The sequence below is a fragment of the Kouleothrix sp. genome, from assembly GCF_046328425.1.
In the GTDB taxonomy this organism is placed as follows: Bacteria; Chloroflexota; Chloroflexia; order Chloroflexales; family Roseiflexaceae; genus Kouleothrix.
Map to the genome: position 1 here is coordinate 57,639 of NZ_JAXLWP010000031.1, position 20,372 is coordinate 78,010.

Annotated in this window: 18 protein-coding genes and 1 pseudogene; 14 read left to right on the forward strand and 5 right to left on the reverse strand. The window is 66.1% G+C overall.

Annotated elements, in window-relative coordinates:
• Positions 1 to 32: 32 nt before the first annotated feature.
• The 3 genes from U0177_RS23970 to U0177_RS23980 all read left to right on the forward strand — a co-directional run bounded on the left by U0177_RS23970 (position 33) and on the right by U0177_RS23980 (position 1,804).
• Positions 33 to 1,064 carry a C25 family cysteine peptidase gene (locus tag U0177_RS23970; RefSeq protein ID WP_409573201.1) on the forward strand — a complete coding sequence of 344 codons (1,032 nt, stop codon included), beginning with the start codon at positions 33 to 35 and terminating at the stop codon, positions 1,062 to 1,064.
• A gap of 173 nt (positions 1,065 to 1,237) precedes the next feature.
• The gene (locus U0177_RS23975) at positions 1,238 to 1,549 is read left to right on the forward strand and encodes a hypothetical protein (protein WP_409573202.1); all 312 of its coding nucleotides are present in this window, start codon (positions 1,238 to 1,240) and stop codon (positions 1,547 to 1,549) included.
• 81 nt (positions 1,550 to 1,630) lie between these two features.
• Positions 1,631 to 1,804, forward strand: a complete 174-nt coding sequence (locus U0177_RS23980) for a hypothetical protein (RefSeq protein WP_409573203.1) — start codon at positions 1,631 to 1,633, stop codon at positions 1,802 to 1,804.
• Here the strand turns inward: U0177_RS23980 and U0177_RS23985 are convergent.
• Positions 1,795 to 2,640 carry an IS5 family transposase gene (locus U0177_RS23985; protein WP_409573204.1) on the reverse strand — a complete coding sequence of 282 codons (846 nt, stop codon included), beginning with the start codon at positions 2,638 to 2,640 and terminating at the stop codon, positions 1,795 to 1,797. The genes U0177_RS23980 and U0177_RS23985 overlap by 10 nt on opposite strands.
• Before the next feature lie 110 nt (positions 2,641 to 2,750).
• On the opposite strand from U0177_RS23985, the gene U0177_RS23990 reads away from it, so the two are divergent.
• Together U0177_RS23990 and U0177_RS23995 are read left to right on the forward strand one after the other, a co-directional pair.
• Positions 2,751 to 5,822: a tetratricopeptide repeat protein gene (locus U0177_RS23990; protein ID WP_409573205.1), complete on the forward strand. Its 3,072-nt coding sequence runs from the start codon at positions 2,751 to 2,753 to the stop codon at positions 5,820 to 5,822.
• A gap of 485 nt (positions 5,823 to 6,307) precedes the next feature.
• Positions 6,308 to 7,633 carry an MFS transporter gene (locus U0177_RS23995; RefSeq protein WP_409573206.1) on the forward strand — a complete coding sequence of 442 codons (1,326 nt, stop codon included), beginning with the start codon at positions 6,308 to 6,310 and terminating at the stop codon, positions 7,631 to 7,633.
• On the opposite strand, the gene U0177_RS24000 is transcribed toward U0177_RS23995, so the two are convergent.
• Positions 7,590 to 8,303, reverse strand: a complete 714-nt coding sequence (locus tag U0177_RS24000) for a glycerophosphodiester phosphodiesterase (protein ID WP_409573207.1) — start codon at positions 8,301 to 8,303, stop codon at positions 7,590 to 7,592. The two genes, U0177_RS23995 and U0177_RS24000, sit on opposite strands and share 44 nt — an antisense overlap.
• Positions 8,304 to 8,324: 21 nt before the next feature.
• Positions 8,325 to 9,365, reverse strand: a complete 1,041-nt coding sequence (locus tag U0177_RS24005) for a nucleoside hydrolase (RefSeq protein ID WP_409573208.1) — start codon at positions 9,363 to 9,365, stop codon at positions 8,325 to 8,327.
• A gap of 161 nt (positions 9,366 to 9,526) precedes the next feature.
• Between U0177_RS24005 and U0177_RS24010 the strand changes: the two genes are divergently transcribed.
• The 6 genes and pseudogenes from U0177_RS24010 (at position 9,527) to U0177_RS24035 (ending at position 14,191) form a co-directional block, all read left to right on the forward strand.
• Positions 9,527 to 9,712 carry a hypothetical protein gene (locus U0177_RS24010; protein WP_409573209.1) on the forward strand — a complete coding sequence of 62 codons (186 nt, stop codon included), beginning with the start codon at positions 9,527 to 9,529 and terminating at the stop codon, positions 9,710 to 9,712.
• A pseudogene (locus U0177_RS24015) lies at positions 9,709 to 9,753 on the forward strand (hypothetical protein); the annotation flags it as partial. The gene U0177_RS24010 and the pseudogene U0177_RS24015, both read left to right, overlap by 4 nt.
• Positions 9,754 to 9,820: 67 nt before the next feature.
• Entirely contained in the window at positions 9,821 to 10,030 is a 210-nt protein-coding gene (locus tag U0177_RS24020; RefSeq protein WP_409573210.1) for a ribonuclease H-like domain-containing protein, read from the forward strand.
• Positions 10,031 to 10,141: 111 nt separating this feature from the next.
• Positions 10,142 to 11,095, forward strand: a complete 954-nt coding sequence (locus U0177_RS24025) for a protein kinase domain-containing protein (protein WP_409573211.1) — start codon at positions 10,142 to 10,144, stop codon at positions 11,093 to 11,095.
• On the forward strand, positions 11,052 to 11,903 hold the full coding sequence (locus U0177_RS24030) for a PASTA domain-containing protein (RefSeq protein ID WP_409573212.1): 852 nt from the start codon (positions 11,052 to 11,054) through the stop codon (positions 11,901 to 11,903). The genes U0177_RS24025 and U0177_RS24030 overlap by 44 nt, the downstream gene beginning before the upstream one ends.
• 62 nt (positions 11,904 to 11,965) lie before the next feature.
• A complete protein-coding gene (locus U0177_RS24035; protein ID WP_409573213.1) occupies positions 11,966 to 14,191 on the forward strand; it encodes a Tex family protein in 2,226 nt (741 codons plus the stop codon).
• A gap of 133 nt (positions 14,192 to 14,324) precedes the next feature.
• On the opposite strand, the gene U0177_RS24040 is transcribed toward U0177_RS24035, so the two are convergent.
• Complete coding sequence (locus U0177_RS24040; RefSeq protein WP_409573214.1) at positions 14,325 to 14,747, reverse strand: hypothetical protein; 423 nt, start codon at positions 14,745 to 14,747, stop codon at positions 14,325 to 14,327.
• Between the two features lie 309 nt (positions 14,748 to 15,056).
• Between U0177_RS24040 and U0177_RS24045 the strand changes: the two genes are divergently transcribed.
• From U0177_RS24045 to U0177_RS24055, 3 genes are all read left to right on the forward strand, one after another.
• On the forward strand, positions 15,057 to 15,320 hold the full coding sequence (locus U0177_RS24045; RefSeq protein WP_409573215.1) for a hypothetical protein: 264 nt from the start codon (positions 15,057 to 15,059) through the stop codon (positions 15,318 to 15,320).
• Between the two features lie 102 nt (positions 15,321 to 15,422).
• Complete coding sequence (locus U0177_RS24050; protein ID WP_409573216.1) at positions 15,423 to 16,580, forward strand: 6-phosphofructokinase; 1,158 nt, start codon at positions 15,423 to 15,425, stop codon at positions 16,578 to 16,580.
• Between the two features lie 170 nt (positions 16,581 to 16,750).
• On the forward strand, positions 16,751 to 17,821 hold the full coding sequence (locus U0177_RS24055) for a class I fructose-bisphosphate aldolase (RefSeq protein WP_409573217.1): 1,071 nt from the start codon (positions 16,751 to 16,753) through the stop codon (positions 17,819 to 17,821).
• A 154-nt stretch (positions 17,822 to 17,975) separates the two neighbouring features.
• Here the strand turns inward: U0177_RS24055 and U0177_RS24060 are convergent, their stop codons facing one another.
• Entirely contained in the window at positions 17,976 to 20,213 is a 2,238-nt protein-coding gene (locus U0177_RS24060) for a 6-phosphofructokinase (RefSeq protein ID WP_409573218.1), read from the reverse strand.
• Positions 20,214 to 20,372 lie beyond the last annotated feature (159 nt).

Genomic DNA, 20,372 nt, shown 5'->3' on the forward strand with positions numbered 1-20,372 from the left:
CGCGCACTGTATGGCCGCGCCGCGCCGAGCGCGTGCTGGCCGCCGCCGAGCGCGTGCTGGCCGCGCGCGCGGCCCGCGACCTGCCAGGGCGGCTGCTGCTGATCGAGCGCGGCGCGCCCGACCTGGGCGTGGCCCCGGCGCTGGTGACGCCCGACGGCATCGCGCGCCAGATCGCCCTGCTGTCGGCCGCGCTCGACCGCCAGGGCGACCGGCTGGCCAGCGTGCTGCTGATCGGCGGCCCTGAGATCGTGCCGTTCCATCCGGCCGAGAACCCCACGCCCTACGACGGCGACGCGGTGGTGCCGGGCGATTGCTACTACGGCGCGTCAAACCCTTACGCGCTGCTGCCCGACTGGCCGGTAGGCCGCATCCCCGGCGCCGCAGGCGCCGATCCGCGCCTGCTCATCCAGCTGCTGGGCTACGCTGCCGGCTTCGGCGCGCTCACGCCACGGCGCAAGATCTTCGGCTATGCCACTGCGGTGTGGCAGCGCGCCGCGGCGGGCGTGTACGCCGAGGTCGATCGCCCCGAGCGGCTGGTGGTGTCGCCGCCGACGGTGGCTGCCACCCTCGACCGCGCCCGGCTCGACGGCGCGCGGCTGGTATACTGCAACCTGCACGGCGTGCCCGAAGGCCCGCCCTGGTACGGCCAATCCGCGAACCACCCCGCGCTGGTGCCGGCGCTGCGCCCTTCCGACCTAGCCGGCCTCGATCTGCACGGCGCGATTGTGATCAGCGAGGCCTGCTATGGCGCGGCCATCGCCGGCCGCGACGCCGATAGCTCGCTGGCGCTGGCGTTTCTCGAGCGCGGCGCCGCCGCGTTCGTGGGCGCTACGGCGATCTCGTATGGCCCGACCACGCCGCCGCCCGGCGAGGCCGATCTGATTGCGCTGCACTTTCTGCGCGCGCTCGGCCAGCCCGGCACCACGATCGGCGCGGCCTTCCTCGAGGCGCGCGCGGGCATGCTGCGCGATACCATGGCCCGCCAGGGCGCGCTCGACGAAGACGACCAGAAGACGCTGCTGGAGTTTGTGCTTTACGGCGATCCGACTCTCGTGGTACTATAAGTGCCACACTGCCGTATGCCGAAAGCTGGAGAATTGCCGGATTCACACGCCGGGCGACAAGAATGCCACGCAGCTGGCGTGCGGTTCGTCGATAATAAAGTCAGAACGAATCGGCTGCAGCCGCGCTGCCTGTGCGGCGCGATCGACGGGATGGAGCAAACCAGGAGCCTGCTATGGGCAAACGCATACCCGCACCGCCCGACCCAGTCGCTAGCGCGCGTGAGGTAGCGCGCGCCGAGGTCGAGCGCCGCTGGCCCGAGCTGGCTGGCGTCGAGCCAACTGTAACGCTGCGCGCGCGGCACATGCCCGCGCCGGCCGAGCTCGAGCGCGTTGGCGCCGTGCCGCTGGCCACGGCTGCTGGGGCCGAGTACACATTCACCTTCGCCGGCCACACCCACACCCCGGATGGCTATACCCTGCCGCGCATCGCCCGCGTGACGATCGACGCACAGCGCCGCGTGGTGAAGGCCACCACCTCGAAGTAGCGCCAACCAGCGCAGTGAGCTAGGCATACTTTGCGCCACCTTCATACGCGAGCCAGCACACCGGCAAAGTAGGGAGAGGCGATGGGCGAGCGGCCGTACGGCACCGTCACGTTTTTGTTCACCGATATTGCTGGCAGCTCACAGATATGGGAGTATGCACCAGCCACAATGCCTGTCGCGCTGGAACGTTACCGCAAGATCTGGGAGCAGGCGATCGCCGAGCAGGGCGGATGGTGCTTTAGTGTCTATCCGTAAATAGCCATGTCACACAAAATATGGGCGCAAGCGAGTTGCAGCAAGGCTAACCAATTGCTGGCTTTCTTACACCAGCGGGTACGCAGACTGCGACGCTTGAGCAACCAGTTGAACGTGCGCTCGACCACCCATCGCCGCGCCGGAAAGCTTGCCTCGCCTGGTACGTCGCCTGCAGGCGCAGCCGGTTCACCTCGTCGTCGCCGATGCTTGATATGTGGCGTATAACCCGCATCCAGGACGAAGGTATGCACATCCGTGTAGTCATAACCACGATCGGCGCAGAAGTGTTGCTGCTGCGTCGGTCGTTTGGCCGCGATAGCAACCACCACCTCGCGCACCATGGTTTTGTCGGCTGCATTCGCCCCCGTGACCTGCACCGCGATGGGCGCGCCGCGCTGATCGACCAGCAGGTGGATCTTACTCCCCGAGCGGGCGCGGTCGGTCGGGTTCTTGCCTGTGGCTTGGCCACCCAGTGGCGCTGCACCACTGCGGCTGTCAATCGATTGCCAGGTCCACTGGATGCCGCGGGTGCGGTTGTAGAAGCGCAGCAGCACCTCCAGGATCTTGGCGAAACGGCCTTGCTGTTGCCAGACTTGGAAGCGGTCGTGGATGACCGAGCTGCAAACGCCAAACCACGAGCGATGGACGGCTTTCCACTGGCAGCCGGTCCACAAGACGTACCAGATGCCATTGATAATCGCACGCGTATTGGCGGGCGGGCGTCCCGGACCACGGCGGACAGGGTGTTTAGGCAACAGTCGCTTGATTTTGCGCCACAGCGGGCGCGGAACACGAAAGTAGTCAACGTTCGCAGGTTTTGTGCTAGGATAGCGCATGACGTAGCCTTTCTGACAATGCGGATTAGCACCAGTATTGTCAGTCGGCTACGTCTCGTTGTCCACTCCCCCCTATTTACGGATAGACACTTAAGCTGACCGGCGACAGCGTGTATGCCGCCTTCTCGATCGCCCCGGCTGCACTGCTGGCCGCGCTGAGCGCCCAACGCGCAATGCAAGCCGAAGCCTGGCCCACGCCGTCGCCACTGCTGGCACGCGCCGCCATCCACACCGGCACAGCCGACCTGCGCGCCGCTGATTACTATGGCCCGGCGCTCGCTCGGGCCGCGCGGCTGCTCGGATCTGCCCATGGCCGGCAGACGCTGCTGTCGCTTGCTGCAGAGGAGCTAGTGCGCGACGCGCTGCCTCCCGATGCAGCCCTGCGCGATCTGGGCAAGCACCGCCTACGCGATCTCATCCGCCCCGAGCGCGTATTCCAGCTCTGCTCAGCCGATCTGCTAGACGACTTCCCGCCGCTGCAGACCCTCGACGCCTACCAGCACAACCTGCCGGCACAGCCGAACGCGCTGATAGGCCGTGAACGCCAGCTTAGCGAGATCTGCGCGCTGCTGCGTCGCGCCGATGTGCGGCTGCTGACGCTGACCGGGCCAGGCGGCGTAGGTAAGACGCGCCTGGCACTACAGTCGGCCGCCGAGCTGGCCGGCGACGGCGCGAGCCGCTACGCCGATGGTGTGATGTTTGTCGAGCTGGCACCGATTAGCGACCCAGGACTGGTGGCTAGCGCTATTCTACGCGCCCTAGGACTGCAAGAGCGCGGCGACTCGCCGCCGCGTGCGCTGCTGACCGATCTATTGCGCGACCGGGCAATGCTGCTAGTGCTCGACAACTTCGAGCAGGTGCTGGAAGCCGCCGGCCTGGTTGGCGAGCTGCTGGCCGCTGCGCCGCACCTGAATGTGCTGGTGACCAGCCGGGCCGCCCTACGGCTCTATGGCGAGCGCGAGTACCCGGTGCCGCCGCTCGACTTGCCTGGCGCAGGCTGGCCGACGCTCGAGCAGCTGACGCAGTTTGACGCCGTGCGCCTGTTTATCGAGCGCGCGGTGGCGGCCCGGCCCGACTTTGCCGTGACCAACGAAAATGCGCCAGCACTGGCTGAGATCTGCGTGCGGCTCGACGGTCTGCCCCTGGCGATCGAGCTGGCCGCCGCACGCGTGCGCCTGTTCACACCTCAGGCGCTGCTGGCGCGGCTGGGCTACCGCCTTGCCACACTCACCGGCGGCGCGCGCGACTTGCCGGCGCGCCAGCAGACACTGCGCGCCGCAATCGCCTGGAGCTACGATCTGCTGGCCACCGACGAGCAGGCGCTGTTTGCCCGGCTGGCCGTGTTTGTGGGTGGGCTTGGCTCCGAGGCAGCCGAGGCGGTGTGTGGCGCTACGCTCGACCAGATCGAGGCCTTGGTGAGCCAGAGCCTGCTGCTAGCCCGCGCGGGCGCCGACGGCGAGCCGCGCTTTGTCATGCTCGAAACCGTGCGCGAGTACGCGCACGAGCGCCTGGCTGCCAGCGGCGAGGAAAACAACCAGCGCGAGCGCCACGCGGCTTACTTCCTGGCTTTTGCCGATCAGGCCGAGCCCCAGCTATATGGCCCAGCCCAGAAGCACTGGTTTGATCGGCTAGAAGAAGAGCATGATAATCTGCGCGCCGCCTTCGATCACCTTATAGCACACGCAGATCCCGAAAGCTCGCTACGATTGGGCGCCGCGCTGGGCTATTTTTGGCGGGTGCATGGCCACTACGCCGAAGGCCGCCGCCGCTTGAGCGCTGCGCTTAGCCAATCAACAAACAGCTCGCTCGCGCGCGCTCAAGCGCAGCGCTCGGCCGGCGACCTCGCGCTGGATACCGACGATTATACCGATGCCCGGCAGCTCTACGAGAGTAGTGTTGCCATCGCAGCCGAATTGGGCGATCCAGGCACTGAGGCAGCTGCCTGGGTGGGATTAGGCAATGTTGCCAGGCACCAGGGTGAGATTGCTAAAATGCTCGTGTATTATGAGCGCGCCGCAGCGCTCTACCACACAGCCGGCGATCAGCGCGGGATTGCGGAAGTGCTGCTGGTTCGCGGCGCAGCACAGATGGAGCAAGGCAATCTACCTGGCGTGCGGCCGCTGCTCGATCGGGCCCTGGCGCTGTATCGTGCCTGCGGCGATCGCCGCAATGCTGCCAGGGTGATCGATGGGGTTGGGCGGCTCGAGTGCATGTCGGGCAAGTACGCTCAGGCGCTTGAGCTCCACAAGGAGAGTATGGCGATCAGCGTTGCCTTGGGCGATCGCTATAGCCAGGCCATGCAATTGCTGTTGCTCGGCAATGCGCTCGCAGAGCTCGGTAACCTAGCCGAGTCGAACGAGTTTTACCAGCAGAGCCTCGACGCCTGCCGCTACCTGGGCGATCGCGAAGGCATTGGCGTGGCGCTGAATAACCTGGCGTGTAATGCACAGGAAAGCGGCGATCTCGTTCGAGCGCAACAGCTCGCCGAACAGTGCCTGGCAGTGGCGCAAGTGATCGGTAATCGAAAGCTGACCTGTACTGTGCTGGTTACCTTGGGCGAATTGGCTGCACAGACCAAGAATTGGGCCAGTGTGCGGGTGTATATGCATGAAAGCCTGGCATATATTCGGCAGAGCAATTTTCTTACCTATTTAACCGGCGCCTTGAATGTAAGCGCTTTGTGCGCCACTGCCACCGGCGCGCCGCACCGCGCTGCGCGGCTGTGGGGCGCGCTCGACATGTATCTCGCTGCCTCGGGTCTCGAGCTTCAAAGCTATGAGCGGGCGCAACGTAGCGAGGGCTATGCAGGCGCGCGCGCGCTGCTCGGCGACGCAGCCTTCGACACAGCCTACGCCCAGGGCCGTGCCTTGCCGCTCGAGCAGGCACTCGCCTACGCGCTCGAAGAGCTGCCTGAAAGTGCGTTTGAGCAACCTGCTTCGTTTGCTCCGCCAGCCGCGCCTGCCCTGCAGGCAGGCCTCAGCGAGCGCGAGGCCGAAGTGCTACGGCTGGTGGCCGCCGGCCTGACGAATGCGCAGGTCGCTGAGCGGCTGGTGATTAGCCCACGCACCGTCAATGCTCACCTCAACAACCTCTATGCCAAGATCGGCCTGGCCGACGAGGGCAGCGGCGAGAATCGCCGCGCTGCCGCCGTGCGCTTCGCGCTGACCCACGGCCTGGCGTAGGCCCTCTACACGCCCTGCTCCAAGATCTAGGTATCCCCCAAACGACTGGATCCGAAAAGTAGGTATCCCCTGATTGGTAGTTCTGACAATGCGCCCCACATCCTGATCGGCTATGCTTTTGCCATCGCAAGCGCAAACCGACGCGCGGCACACAGCAAAGGAGATATCGAGATGACTAGCCACACCATCAGCGCCCGCAGCCCGCAGTTCAATCGGCGGAATGCCGCCCGCAACGCCCGGTCGGGGCGCCGCAAGTAGCTTGTTGGCCCTAGGTATTGAAGCGCTTCATAATGCCAGAAGGGAACCGACCATGAACACTCAGGCCAATCGCCAGCCGCAGCCGGCCCCGCAGATCAATATACGCAGCTGGCGCGGACGAAAGAAGTAATTGCCCAGCTACTCGCTCGCTCACCTCGCTTGTTCGGCAGGAAGCCAGGATGGCTTCCTGCCGTTTATTATCGAGCGCTACGCTCAAGGAGCAGATCATGTTCGCGAACAGCCCGATCCTCGGCGCGCTACGACACCGCCCGTTCGGCACGCTCTGGGCTGGCCAGGTTTGCTCGCAGATCGGCGATGGCCTGTATCACATCGCGTTGATCTGGTGGGTGCTGAGCAAAAGCGGCTCGGGCTTCGACCTGGCATTGGTGCTAGCATGCAGCTATATCCCCTCGCTGCTATTCGCTGTTTGGGGCGGGCTACTGGCCGACCGTCTGCCACGCACGCGTGTGATGGCAGTATGCGATGTGCTGCGCGGCGCGCTGATGCTCCTGGTCGCGCTGCTGGCGTTCGGCGGTGGGCTTGAGCTCTGGCACTTGTATTTGGTTGCGGCGCTGCTTGGCACGGCCGAGGCGTTTTTCACGCCAGCCTACGACGCAGCTGTACCATGGGTTGCGCCGGCGACGCTGCTGGCTGGGGCCAATGCGCTGCGTAGCATTGGCTACGACACTAGTGATATTGCCGGGATGACAATCGGTGGGCTGGCAATTGCGGCCTGGGGGCCAGCGCTGATCTTCTTGCTCAACGCCGCTACGTTCTTCGTGGCCGCTGGCTGTGCTTTGGCCGCTGGCCTTATCGCCGGCGAGCGCCGACTAGTGCGCGCACCTGCCGGCGAAACTTCGGAAAGCTTGCTGCACGAGGCTGCTGCCGGCCTGCGCGTGGTACGCGACACTCCCTGGCTGCGCGTGGGCATTGTCGCTTGTATGCTGTTGAATATACTGCAAAACGCTATTATGATCATCGGCCTGCCGCTGCTTGTCGCCGCGCGACCTGGCGCGCAGCCGTACGATTTAGGGGTGATGCTTGCACTTGTGGCCGGCGGGTCGTTGGTGGTGGCTGTGGTGCTGGGGCAGTTCGAGCTGCCCGCCCAGCGGCTCAACCTGATGTTTTATGGTAGCGCCATTGTGGGTGGCCTGGCTATGCTGGGCTTCGGCCTGGCCGACGCTTGGTGGATGTGCGCAGCGGGAGCCGCTATCTACGGCGGGACACTTACTGCAGGCAGCCTGGCTTGGACGCGCGCGCTTCAGCTGTCTGTGCCCGACGCAGTGTTCGGCCGCGTGTCGGCAGTCGATAACGCGGTCTCGTGGGTATTCGGGCCGCTTGGTGTGCTGCTGGCCGGCGCGCTCATGAACGACGCGACCGCTGCAGCTGTGCTCACAATCGGCGGCGCCAGCTCGGTCGCTGTGGCACTCGTTGGGCTGCGGCTGCGTGCCACTCTTGCAATGGACGGCGCGATCATCGATAGCCGATTTGATTCAGCGCCGCAGCCTGCTAGCCGCCAAGCTGCTCGCGCAGCACATCGGGCCGGTTGCTGATGATGCCATCGACGCGCAGCCCGAGCAGCGCGCGCATCGTCGCAGGCTCGTCCACTGTCCAGACATTCACCTGGTAGCCGGCGCGCCGCACTAGCGGGATGAGCTGCTGCAGCAGCGGCAGCTCGGCAGCGGGGTGCCAGGCAACCGCGCCGACCCGGCGCAGCGCAGCGAATGGCCACGCCTCGCGCAGGCGCACATCCGGCCGCCACGTGTCGTCGCCCATGAGGTAGGCGCGGGGCAGCGCCGGGCTCGCGGCGGCGATCTCGTGCAGCGCCGTCTCGTTGAACGACGAGATCAGCACCAGCTCTTCGACGCGCTCGGCACGCAGCATGCGCGCTACGTCGGCGCCGAAGCCGGCGCCTTTCAGCTCGACATTCAGGCGCACACCGTGCTCATGCGCGAAGGCGCACACCTCGGCCAGCGTGGCCACGCGCTCGCCGCCGATGTCGAGCTGCCGCAGCTCGGCCAGGGTGCAGCCGGCCGCCAGGCGCCTGCGCCCATCCCAGCGCTCGGTCGTGTCGTCGTGAAACACCACCAGCGCGCCGTCGGCGCTGCGCAGTACATCCAGCTCGAGCATATCGGCGCCCTGGCGCACTGCCAGCTCGAATGCCGTCATGGTGTTCTCGGGGGCATAGGCCGACGCGCCGCGGTGGGCGATCACAAGCGTCATGGGTGGCTCCATCTCTGCGCGTCAGTGCCGCCGATCGCTGGCGGGCCGGCCTGCGGCCAGGTGCTCCATGCGCTCGACGAACAGCTCGATGAAGCCGGCGCTGTCGAACTCGACCACCGCGCGCACGTTTGGCTTGCTGCGCACCTGGCGTCCCCACTGCATCGGCCAGCGCGCCACGTCGAAGCCCAGCTGGTCGTGCGCGTCGGGCTCGCGCTGGTGGTCGCCCACGTACGAGATCACGCTTTTGCCGGCGGTCAGCTCGCTGCTATACTCGACGGCGACGTGCATGGCCTGGGTGCGCGCGAGGCCGGGCATGAACGCCAGCGCCAGCGCGACCGGGTCGTTGATCGAGCAGCCCGAGAAGCCGAAGCATGCCTCGTGGAACTCGATATAGAAGCGCGTGGCGTCGGCGATAAAGCGCGTCACCGGCGACGGCAGCGCCAGCAGCCGGTCGACGTCGGCCTGCGTCAGCAGCACGTCTTTGGTGATATCCCACGGCAGCAGCGTGATCGGCATGCCGCTTTCGAGCACAATATGCGCGGCGTGCGGGTCGACATAAAAGTTGAACTCGGCCAGCGACGTGGTATTGCCATCGGCGCGCAGCGCCGCGCCCATGATGATCACCTCGCGCACGTTCTGCACGATCCGCGGCTCTTTGCGCAGCGCCACCGCCACGTTGGTTAATGGCGCCACTGCCACCAGCGTCACCTCGCCGGGGCGAGCCATGATCTCGCGGATGATCGTGTCGACGGCGTGCTCGCTGGCTGGCGCGGCGGGCGAGGCCGGCAGGCGCGCGTAGCCCAGCCCGGTGTCGCCGTGCGTCTCGGGCGCGGTGAAGGGCGGGCGGATCAGCGGGTGGCCGATCCCGGCGTGCACCGGCATATCGGGGCGGCCGGCCACCGCCAGCACATTCAGCGCGTTGCGCACGCCATCTTCGAGCGGGCAGTTGCCGCCGGTGACGCACACGCCGGCCAAGTCGATCTCGGGCGAGGCCAGCGCCAGCAAGATTGCCAGCGAGTCGTCAATGCCTGGGTCGGTATCGAGCACTACACGTAACGGCATACATCAACCTTGCTGTCGGCGAGCGGTGTGAGCTGCCGATTATACCACGTTTCATGCCGCACGGCTTGACCATGCTGCATTGCTATGCCATAATGACACGGCCCGCGCGCGGGGCCAGTTAACGGCCAGCCGCATAGCGCGGCCTGAAATGGGCAATAAGCATGCGCGCCTATCTCGATATCGAGACAACCTTCAGCAATACGATCAGCGTGATCGGCATCTACCGGCCCGACATCGGTACCATCCAGCTGGTCGGCGGCGGCGTGCGCGACCTGGCGCTGTACGAGGCGCTTGGCGGTGTGCGCACGCTGGTGACTTCAACGGCAGCTCGTTTGATCTGCCGGTGATCCGCCGCTGCCTGTACGCCGACCTAAAGCGCGAGTTCGAGCACTGCGACCTGCTGCACGTGCCGGCGCAAAGCGCGCGCTGCGTCTGGAAGAAAGTCGAGCAGATGCTTGGGATCGGATGGCGCCACCGCCGGCATCACCGGCTGGGACGCGCCGCGGCTGTGGCAGCGCTACGAGGCCGGCGGCGACCGCCTGGCGTTGCGGACGCTGCTCGACTATAACCGCGAAGATGTGGTGAACCTGGCGGTGCTCGAATACCACCTGGGCATCTCGGAGCTGTCGCCGGCCTGTGAGCAGGTGCGGCACGTGTTTGCCTAGCAGCAGCCTAGCGTAATAATCGAGCATCAACGAAGCGCTCGGGAGGATGCGCCGCACCCGATGCGCGCATCCTCCCGAGCCTCGGTGGTGCAGTTTTTATACGGCGATACGATGCAACAAAAAATCCTCAACAACCGCTACGAGCTCGAGCAGAAGATCGGCGAGGGCGGCATGGCGCGCGTCTACCGCGGCCGCGATCTACGGCTCAGCCGCGCGGTGGCGGTCAAGGTGCTGCACAGCCATTATGCCTCCGACACCGGCTTTCTCCAGCGCTTCCACCACGAGGCTCAGGCGGTGGCGAACCTGCGCCACCCCAACATCGTCGATGTGTACGATGTCGGCCAGGACGGCGACATGCACTACATCGTGATGGAATATGTGCCCGGCAGCGACCTGAAAGCGCTGATCGTGCGCGAGGCGCCGCTGCCGGTCGAGCGCGCGGTGTCGATCGCCGAGGCGGTGGCGCGCGGCCTCGACGCGGCGCATCGGCTGGGCATGATCCACCGCGATATCAAGCCACAGAATATCATCATCGGCGAGGCCGGCCAGGTGAAAATCACCGACTTCGGCATCGCCAAGAGCACCATGTCGACGGCTATGACCGAGACGGGCGTGACGTTCGGCACCGCCGACTATATCTCGCCCGAGCAGGCGCGCGGCCAGCCGGCCACCCCGCAATCCGATATCTACTCGCTCGGCGTGACGCTCTACGAGATGCTGACCGGGCGGCTGCCCTTCACCGGCGATAGCTCGATCGCCGTGGCGATGCAGCACGTCAGCGCCGAGCCGCCGCCGCCGCGCATGTACAACTCGCGCATCCCGCCGCAGCTCGAGGCGATTGTGCTGCGCGCGCTGAACAAAGATCCGTCGCGCCGCCCGCACTCGGCGCGCGAGTTCGCCAACCTGCTTGAGTCCTACCGCACTGCCGGCGACCAGGCCACCGTGGTGCGGCCGGTGGCGCCTGGCCCGCCGCGCCCGGCGCCGCAGCCGCGCACCAACCAGGCCCACCCAGCCGCGCGCGGTGCTGCCGCCGCGCCCGGCCGTGCTGCAGCCGCGCCCCGATAATCGCGGCATGGGCGTTGGCGGGTTCATTCTTGGCCTGCTGCTGCTCGGCGGCGTGCTCGGCCTGGTGTACCTGTTCGCGGTCGGCGCGTTCGATGGGCTGTTTAACTTCGCCAGCAGCACGATCAGCCGCCCGCCGGCCGGCGCCGCCACCGAGGCTCCGCTGCCAGGCACTGCCACCGTGCCGCTGGTGCCCGTGCCCGACCTGGTGGGAAAAACCGAGGCCGAGGCCCGCGCGGCGCTGCAGGCCCAGGGCCTGAGCGCGTTTGTGGCCGAGCCGCGCGCCAGCGATGTGATTACCGCCGGCCTGGTGCTCGAGCAGTTCCCGCCGCCCAACGTGCCGGTGAACCAGTCGCCTGCCACTGTGGTAACGCTGACGCTCAGCCTTGGCCCCGAGCTGGTCGATGTGCCCGATGTGCAGCGCACCCGCGCCTCCGACGCGCGCAGCCTGCTCAGCGCCGCCGGCTTTCAGGTGCAAGAGCAGCAAGAAACCAGCGACCTTAGCGAGGGCTTTGTGACGCGCCAGGACCCGGTGAACGTGAAGCTGCCGCGCGGCCAGACCGTAACGATCTACGTCAGCATTGGCGACAAGGTGGTGGTGCCCGAGATCACTGGCCTGAGCGAGGCCGACGCCCGCGCCAAGATCGAGGCGGCCGGCCTGTTCGTGTCGTTTGTCGATGTTCAGGGCTGCGACAAGCTCGGCGACCTGTGCAATCGCTTCGGCCCTGGCACGATCGTCAGCTCGGCGCCGCGCCCGGGCAGCAAGGTGCAGCGCAATAGCGGCGTGACGCTCGGCCAGCGCGCGCCATAGCCGTTTGTGCCCGTCGTTTGTTTTGACCGTAGAAAATGAACATGACTCTACATAATGAAATCTTGACTCGCCTCGCTCAGGAGCTGAGCCTTGGCCTGGGCCAGGTCGAGCGCACCGTGGCGCTGCTCGACGAAGGCAACACCATCCCGTTCATCACGCGCTACCGCAAGGAAATAACCGGCGGCCTCGACGAAGACCAGCTGCGCAAGCTGGCCGACCGGCTCGAATACCTGCGCAACCTCGAGGCCCGCCGCGCCGAGGTGCGCGCGCTGCTCGAGCAGGGCGCCCACCTGACGCCCGAGCTCGACGCGCAGCTCGCCGAGGCCCAGACGCTTCAATCGATCGAAGATATGTACCTGCCGTTCCGGCCCAAGCGCCGTACCCGCGCCCAGGTGGCTCGCGAGCTGGGCCTCGCCGCGCTGGCCGAGGCGCTGCTTGCCCAGGACGCGAGCGGGCGCGACCGCGACGCCCTCGCGGCGGCGTTTGTCGATCCGGAAAAGGGCGTGGCCGATGTCGAGGCCGCCTACGCCGGCGCGCGCGATATTGTGGCCGAGACGGTGGCCGAGACGGCGGCGGTGCGCCAGGCCGTGCGCGAGGCCACCCGCCGCACCGGCGTGCTGCGCGTTGTGCGGAAAGACGAGGCCGCCGACGCCGAGGGCAAGTACCGCCTGTACTACGAGTTCGGCGAAAGCCTGGCGAAGCTGCCGCCGCACCGCATCCTGGCGATCAACCGCGGCGAGCACGAGGGTGCGCTGAAGGCCGATGTCGACGCCAACCACGACGCGTTTGTCGCGACGTTACAGAAGCGCTACGCCCACGGCGGCGGCTGGCTGGCCGGCGAGGTTCGCGCGGCCGTTGCCGACGGCTACAAGCGCCTGCTGGCCCCGGCGATCGAGCGCGACCTGCGCGCCGAGCTGACCGAGCGCGCCGAGGAGCACGCGCTGGCGGTGTTCGCCGCCAACCTGCGCGGCCTGCTGCTGCAGCCGCCGCTGCGCGGACGCGTGGTAATGGGCGTCGACCCTGGATTTCGCACCGGCTGCAAGATCGCCGTCGTCGACGCTACCGGCAAGTACCTCGAGGGCGGCGTGGTGTACCTGCACCAGCCCGACAAGGCCAAAGACACGCTGCTGAAGACAGTTCGGCGCTGGGGCGTGCAGATCATCGCAATCGGCAACGGCACCGCCAGCCGCGAAACCGAGGCGCTGGTTGCCGAGGTGATCAAGCAGGCTGACCAAGCACGAAAGACCAAGGACGAAAGCAGCTCGGAAACATCCCAAAACCATGAGCCTGGCGACAACAAACGTTCGTCTTTCGTCGTTGGTTCTTCGTTGCTCAGATATGTTATGGTGAGCGAGGCCGGCGCGTCGGTGTACTCGGCCTCCGAGGCCGCGCGCGACGAGTTTCCCGAGCTGGATGCGACCCAACGCGGCAATGTGTCGATCGCCCGGCGCCTGCAGGATCCGCTGGCCGAGCTGGTGAAGATCGACCCCAAGGCGCTTGGCGTAGGCCTATACCAGCACGATGTCGACCAGAAGCGCCTGGGCGCCCAGCTTGGCGCCGTGGTCGAGAGCTGCGTCAACTATGTGGGCGTCGATCTCAACACCGCCTCGGCGGCGCTGCTGGGCTACGTGGCCGGCCTGAACAGCAAAACCGCCAAGTCGATCGTGGCCCACCGCGATGCCAACGGCCCGTTCGGCGCCCGCAAGCAGCTGCTGAAAGTCAAGGGCCTCGGCCCCAAAGCGTTCGAGCAGGCGGCTGGCTTTCTGCGCATCCCCGAGGCCCCCGACCCGCTCGACAATACCGCTGTGCACCCCGAGAGCTACGCGGCGGCCCGCGTGCTGATTGCGCGCTACGGCGAGGGCGAGCCGCGCCTGCCGGCGATTGCCGCGCGCGTGCGCCAGCAGTTCCCCGGCGCCGAGCTGGCGCTGCTGGCCGCCGATCTTGGCGTCGGTGAGCCCACCCTAAACGACATGCTCGACGCCATGGCGCGCCCCGGCCGCGACCCGCGCGACGACGCGCCGCCGCCGCTGCTGCGCGCCGACGTGCTGAAGATCGAGGATCTGCAGCCCGGCATGTGGCTCAAAGGCACTGTGCGCAATGTGGTCGATTTCGGCGCGTTTGTCGATATCGGCGTCAAGCAGGATGGCCTGGTGCACGTATCCGAGATGGCCGGCCGCTTTGTCAAGAGCCCGCTTGACGTCGTGCAGGTGGGCGATGTCGTCGACGTGCGCGTGCTGGCGGTCGACGCGGCGCGCGGCCGGATCGGCCTGAGCATGCGCAAGGCCTAGCGCCCGGTGCTTCGTGCGAAGCGCGAAAAACCGCTTTTCGCGCTCTCCCAGAGCGCGAAAAAGCATCCTGCGGGGCGGCAAAGCCGCCCCGCGCCCCCCAGCAAGCGGGATGTATTGAACCTTTCCGAGCCGCTTAGCGCAAGTAGCTGAGGTACTGCCGCCACGGGAACCTGAACCAGCGCCGCACGGTGATCCGCGCCTGGCGTGGCTCGCCGTGCAGCTCGACCTGTTCCCATAGGTACCCGCCATAGCCGCCCCAGATCGCCGAGACGTGCGTGTAGGTGTTGATCTGCGCGGCAGGGCCCCACATGTCCGGCGGGATCCAGCCGCTGTGCTCGAGCTGGCTGGCGATCGTGAAGTACCAATCGTACTGGCCGCCAGGCGCGTCGTAGCTGATCAGGCGCGTGCCGATGCCAACCTCGCGTACCTGCACGCCACTGGCGCCCGGCACCACAAACGGCTCCACCGCCGGCCGCGCCACGAACCAAAAGCCGGCCGCGCCGGCGATCGCCAGCACAAGCAGCGGCACCAGCAAGAACAGCATCCAGCGTCGCATCGCCGATCCTCGCACTCTACTCCAGCGCTCGCGCCAATCATTCTACCGTAAAGCCGCCGTGAGTGCCGCACTCGTATGCCGGCTAGCCGTGCGGTACAATTGCGGCTCCTTAACTAAGAAGTGTCTACGCTGCACTTTAGCCCCACGAACCCTACCGTAAAATACAAATTAATTCTTTTGGGAAGTCGCAAAGGTGGCAAAGAAGGCACTAGCGCCACGCATGAAGCAGCTGCTGGTGTTCTGGCAGCTGTTGCTGTGTCTACGGCCGATCGCAGCGCCGCTCGGTCGCCTTAAGAATACGGAGGGGCTATGATGACCCAGCAAGAACAGCGTATGCCGATTGAGCAGATTGTCGGCTCGTTGCCCAACCTGGTGGCATGGCTCTCGGCCTGGCCGAGCGCACGCGCCGAATTCGAGCAGCTGATCGCGGAGTATCGCGAGCGCTACCCCGAGGGCGATGCCGGCCGCCTTGAGCTGCTGCTCGAGACAACCGACCGCAATCTGTACGAGCTGCATCATCGCCTGGCCTGGCTTGAGCGCCAACTTGAGCTCAGCCCCTCTGCGCGCAACTGAACCACCCAACGCCGAATATATCACAGCGCGGCCACCGCAGCCGGTCGCGGCGCGCGGTGGCATGCCCTTGTGCACAATATGTGTTGATCTATGAGGTGATCTATGCGAATTGGGATCTTGACCGGCGGCGGCGATGTACCGGGCCTGAACCCGTGCATCAAGGCGGTGGTCAACCGCGCCGGCGACGCCGGCTGGGACGTAGTCGGCATTCGCCGTGGCTGGGGCGGTCTGCTCAACTTCAACCCCGACGACCCCACCAGCGCCGATGAATGGATTCAGCCGCTCACTCCCGCCTCCGTCCGCACCATCGATCGCTACGGCGGCACCCACCTGCATACCTCCCGTACCAACCCTGCCAAAGTCAAAGCTTCCTCAATGCCGGGGTTTCTCGAAGGGAAATTCCCATTTACCGGCGATAAAAAGCTGGCCGACTGCACATCGCACGCGCTGCGCGTGCTCGAGCACCTCGGCATCGACGCGCTCATCCCGATCGGCGGCGACGATACGCTCTCGTTCGCGGCGCGTATGCACAAAGAGGGCGTGCGCGTCGTGGCCATCCCCAAGACCATGGACAACGACGTGTTCGGCACCGACTACTGCATCGGCTTCTCCACCGCCGTCACGCGCTCGGTCGAGTTCATCAACTCGCTGCGCACCCCCACCGGCTCGCACGAGCGCATCGCGGTGATCGAGCTGTTCGGCCGCAACTCGGGCGAGACGGCGCTGATCTCGGCGTACCTGGCCGATGTCGACCGCACGCTGATCTCTGAGGTGCCGTTTGACATCGAGCGCCTGGCGCGCCAGGTTGTCATCGACAAGCGCGATAACCCGAGCAACTACGCAATGGTGGTGATCTCGGAGGGCGCGTCGATGCTCGGCGGGCAGGTGGTCGAGTACGGGCAAGAAGACGCGTACGGGCACAAGAAGCTGGGCGGGATCGGGCAGATCGCCGGCGAGGCGCTCAAGCAGCTGACGGGCATCGACATTGTGCACCAGCAGATCGCCTACCTGATGCGCGCCGGGGCGCCGGACTCGCTGGACCGGATGGTGGCGATCAGCTACGCGAACCTGGCGGTGGATCAGCTGCTGCAGGGGCACAGCGGGCGGATGGTGGCGCTGCAGAACGGGCAGTACACGACGGTGCCGGTGGACACGTGCACGCAGGGGTTGAAGCGCGTGGACGTGAACGAGCTGTACGACACCGAGGCCTACCGCCCCAAGGTGCGCCACGTGCTTGGCAAGCCCATGTTCCTGTATTAGACTTTATCGGAAATGGGGAGCCGGAGGGGCTTTGCGCCTCCGAACTTCCCTGGCGGGGCATCTATGGTAGCTTTGCTATCATAGACGCCCCACTAAGAGGAAATTTCGGGGGCCTGCGGCCCCCAAACTCCCACCATTGTTATTTCCAAAGCAGGCAAAAGGAGAAACATATGATCGATCGTATCGTCGACTTGCTGGGCTCGGAGGCGACATCGCTGCTCGAACACCAGTCGAAGACAATTGCCAAAGACCAGCTGCACGCCCCGAGCGCTGATTTTGTCGACCAGGTTTGGGCCCAGTCGGATCGCCCGATCCCGGTGCTGCGCAACCTGCAGGCGCTGTTTGGCACCGGGCGGCTCGCGAACACCGGCTACATGTCGATCCTGCCGGTCGACCAGGGCATCGAGCACTCGGCTGGCGCGTCGTTCGCGCCCAACCCGCTGTACTTCGACCCCGAAAATATCGTGAAGCTCGCGCTCGAGGGTGGCTGCAACGCCGTGGCCTCGACATATGGTGTGCTTGGGGCTGTCGCGCGCAAATACGCCCACAAGATCCCGTTCCTGGTCAAGATCAACCACAACGAGTTCCTGACCTACCCGAACAAGTTCGACCAGATCATGTTCGGCACGCTGAAGCAGGCGCGCGACATGGGTGCGGCTGCGGTTGGCGCGACGATCTACTTCGGCTCGGCCGAGTCGGGCCGCCAGATCGTCGAGGTGGCGCAGGCGTTCACCATGGCTCACGAGCTGGGCATGGCCACCGTGCTGTGGTGCTACCTGCGTAATAGCGCGTTCAAAATCGGCGGCGTCGACTACCACGTCTCGGCCGACCTGACTGGCCAGGCCAACCACCTGGGCGTGACGATCGAGGCCGATGTGATCAAGCAGAAGCTGCCCGAGAACAACGGCGGCTACAATGCGCTGAACAGCAAAGAGAACCCCTACGGCAAGACGAACAAGAAAGTCTATACCGACCTGACCAGCGAGCACCCGATCGACCTGGTGCGCTACCAGGTGGCCAACTGCTACATGGGCCGCGTCAGCCTGATCAATTCAGGTGGCGCATCGAGCGGTGCGGGCGACCTGGCCGAGGCGGTGCGCACGGCGGTGATCAATAAGCGCGGCGGCGGCGCGGGCCTGATCTCGGGCCGCAAAGCCTTCCAGCGGCCGATGGCCGAGGGCGCGGCGCTGCTGCACGCTATCCAGGATGTGTACCTGGCCAAGGAGATCACGCTGGCGTAGGGCCGGCCTGCATACAGCTTCATGAGTTTCTTTTTTTGGAGTGCCCTGACCGGCAAAGCCGGTCAGGCACCTCAAAAGTTCGCAGGGGGCGGCATTGCCGCCCCCGAACCCCAGCATAAAGCAAAGGATCAGCCGGGTTTGGTATACACGTGGGTTACTCGGCCATCTCCGGCCCCGGCTGCGCCAGCAGCTGCGCGATCGGCCGCAGATCGAGCCACCACTGCGTTTTCGGGCGCTGGTGCGCCTCGTCGACCATACGCGGGAAGTCGGCCATGCTGAAGAGCCGCACCTGGCCCTCGGTGAGCCCGATGAACACGCTCTCGGGGGCAGGCTTGCGCGCCTCGTCGAGGAGAAACTCGACGCAGCGCGCCGCCAGCCGCGTGGCCTGGATCCGGTCGAACGGCGATGGGTCGCCGCCCTGCTGCAGATGCCCGAGGATTGCCTGCCGCACCTCGAACAGGTCGCGGCCTTCTTCTTCAAACAGCGCCGCCATGAAGCCGGTGGTGTAGATCTGGCTGGCATGCTCGTTGCGAATCATCAGGCCCAGCCGCTTGCCGCCGCGAAAGCCGTCGATCAGATGCTGCAGGTCGGCCTCGAGGTCGCGCAGCGTCACGCCCTCTTCGTTCAGGTACACGCGCTCGGCGCCGGTAGCCATGCCGCTCATCAGCGCCAGGTAGCCGCAGTCGCGGCCCATCACCTCTACCACAAAGCAGCGCCGCGCCGCCACCGCCGACTGCTTGATCTTGTCGACTACCTCGATGATATTGTTCAGCGCGGTGTCGGCGCCGATGCTCAGCTCGGTGCCGGGCAGGTTGTTGTTGATCGTCGCCGGCAGGCAGATCATCGGGATGTTGAACGCCGGAAAGTTTTCGCGCTCGGCATACAGGTGGTAGATCGTCTGGTAGCCGCTCAGGCCGCCGAGCATCAGCAGGCCGTCGATCTGGTGCTGCTCGATCGCGCGGGCGATCGCGTAGAAATCGCGGCCCGAGGGCTGCTTGCGGCTAGTGCCTAGCTCGGCGCCGCCCATAGAAGCCCAGCCGCTGACGCTCATCCAGTCCATCTCGTCGATGTCGCCGTCGATCAGGCCCTGGAAGCCATTGCGAATGCCCAGCATGGCGTGGCCTTTGTCGATACCCAGCCGCACTGCCGCGCGCACTGCCGTGTTCATACCGGCGGCCGGGCCACCCGAGATCAGCACGCCCAGCCGCAGCGGCTTGTGCTTCGGGTCGGGCTGGTGCGGGCGCGTCTGCACCAGCGTGCGGAAGGTGCGGTACGAATCGCGGAAGCTGCCGCCGCGCAGCTCCATGGCGCGCTCGTACTCGTGCGCGCCGATCGCCTCGGCCACGCTGCGCGTCTGCTCGACGCAGCGCATCAGCGAGGCGCGGGTGATGCGGTTGTTGCGCATGCCGATCAGCATGGCCTCGCTGTCGGGCGTGGCTGCGGCAATCTCGTCGACGGCGGCGTGGCCCAGCAGCGTGCTCATGGTGCGGTCGAAGGCGCTGGGTGCGCCGCCGCGCTGCACGTGCCCCAGGATCGTCACACGCGTGTCTTCGCCGAGCCGCTCTTCGAGCACCTGTTTGACATAATCGCTAGAGATTGGCTTGCCGGTGCGATCCTGCGCGCCCTCGGCCACGATCACAATGCTGTCGCGCCGGCCATTTTCGCGCCCGGCGCGCAGCACATCGCACATTGTGGCCTCCCAGTTATCGACATTCGGCGGGTTCTCGGGGATGAGCACCCAGTCGGCGCCGGTGGCGAGCGCGCCCATCAGCGCCAGGTAGCCGCAGTGGCGGCCCATGACCTCGACGACAAAGGTGCGCTGGTGGCTCGCCGCGGTGCTGCTGATCGCGTCGACGGCCTCGGTAATGCGGTGCAGCGCGGTATCGGCACCGATGGTCATGTCGGTGCCGGCCATATCGTTGTCGATCGAGCCGACGAGGCCGACGATCGCCAGGTGCGCGCGGCGGTCGGCCAGCTCCTGGCTGATCGCGCCGCTGGCCACCAGCTCGGCCAACAGGCCGGGCCACTCCTGGCGAAACAGGTTCGCGCCGGTGAGGCTGCCGTCGCCGCCGATCACCACCAGGCTGTCGATCTCGTGCTCGAGCAGGTTGCGCGCGGCCTGCAGCCGGCCTTCGCGGCTGCGGAAGGCCGGGCAGCGCGCGGTGCCGATCACCGTGCCGCCACGGTGCAGAATGCCACCGACCGAATCCCAACTAAGCTTGTGGATGCGGTCGCCGCCATCGACCATGCCCTGGTAGCCCTCGTAGATTGCGTAGACCTGCATGCCGCGTGCTAGTGCGGTACGCGCGGTGGCGCGCACTGCGGCATTCATGCCCGCCGCGTCGCCGCCGCTGGTGAGAATGCCGATGCGTTTTGTATGTTCAGCTGGCATATGTGCCCTACCTTCGCGTTGCGTTGCCAAGGGTCCGCCCTGAATCATAGCCGAGCACCTGGCCGGGGTGGAAAAGACTTCTTTACTACAGAGAAACAAATCACACTTTTATGGCTCTGCCGGTTGGCGAGCATCCAACGAGAGGTTTGGAGAGCCGCA

Coding starts and splice junctions, on each gene's coding strand:
- U0177_RS23975 (WP_409573202.1), top strand. CDS start 1,238: ATGGGCAAACGCATACCCGCACCGCCCGACCCAGTCGCTAGCGCGCGT.
- U0177_RS23980 (WP_409573203.1), top strand. CDS start 1,631: ATGGGCGAGCGGCCGTACGGCACCGTCACGTTTTTGTTCACCGATATT.
- U0177_RS23985 (WP_409573204.1), bottom strand. CDS start 2,640: ATGCGCTATCCTAGCACAAAACCTGCGAACGTTGACTACTTTCGTGTT.
- U0177_RS23995 (WP_409573206.1), top strand. CDS start 6,308: ATGTTCGCGAACAGCCCGATCCTCGGCGCGCTACGACACCGCCCGTTC.
- U0177_RS24000 (WP_409573207.1), bottom strand. CDS start 8,303: ATGACGCTTGTGATCGCCCACCGCGGCGCGTCGGCCTATGCCCCCGAG.
- U0177_RS24005 (WP_409573208.1), bottom strand. CDS start 9,365: ATGCCGTTACGTGTAGTGCTCGATACCGACCCAGGCATTGACGACTCG.
- U0177_RS24010 (WP_409573209.1), top strand. CDS start 9,527: ATGCGCGCCTATCTCGATATCGAGACAACCTTCAGCAATACGATCAGC.
- U0177_RS24025 (WP_409573211.1), top strand. CDS start 10,142: ATGCAACAAAAAATCCTCAACAACCGCTACGAGCTCGAGCAGAAGATC.
- U0177_RS24040 (WP_409573214.1), bottom strand. CDS start 14,747: ATGCGACGCTGGATGCTGTTCTTGCTGGTGCCGCTGCTTGTGCTGGCG.
- U0177_RS24045 (WP_409573215.1), top strand. CDS start 15,057: ATGATGACCCAGCAAGAACAGCGTATGCCGATTGAGCAGATTGTCGGC.
- U0177_RS24050 (WP_409573216.1), top strand. CDS start 15,423: ATGCGAATTGGGATCTTGACCGGCGGCGGCGATGTACCGGGCCTGAAC.
- U0177_RS24055 (WP_409573217.1), top strand. CDS start 16,751: ATGATCGATCGTATCGTCGACTTGCTGGGCTCGGAGGCGACATCGCTG.
- U0177_RS24060 (WP_409573218.1), bottom strand. CDS start 20,213: ATGCCAGCTGAACATACAAAACGCATCGGCATTCTCACCAGCGGCGGC.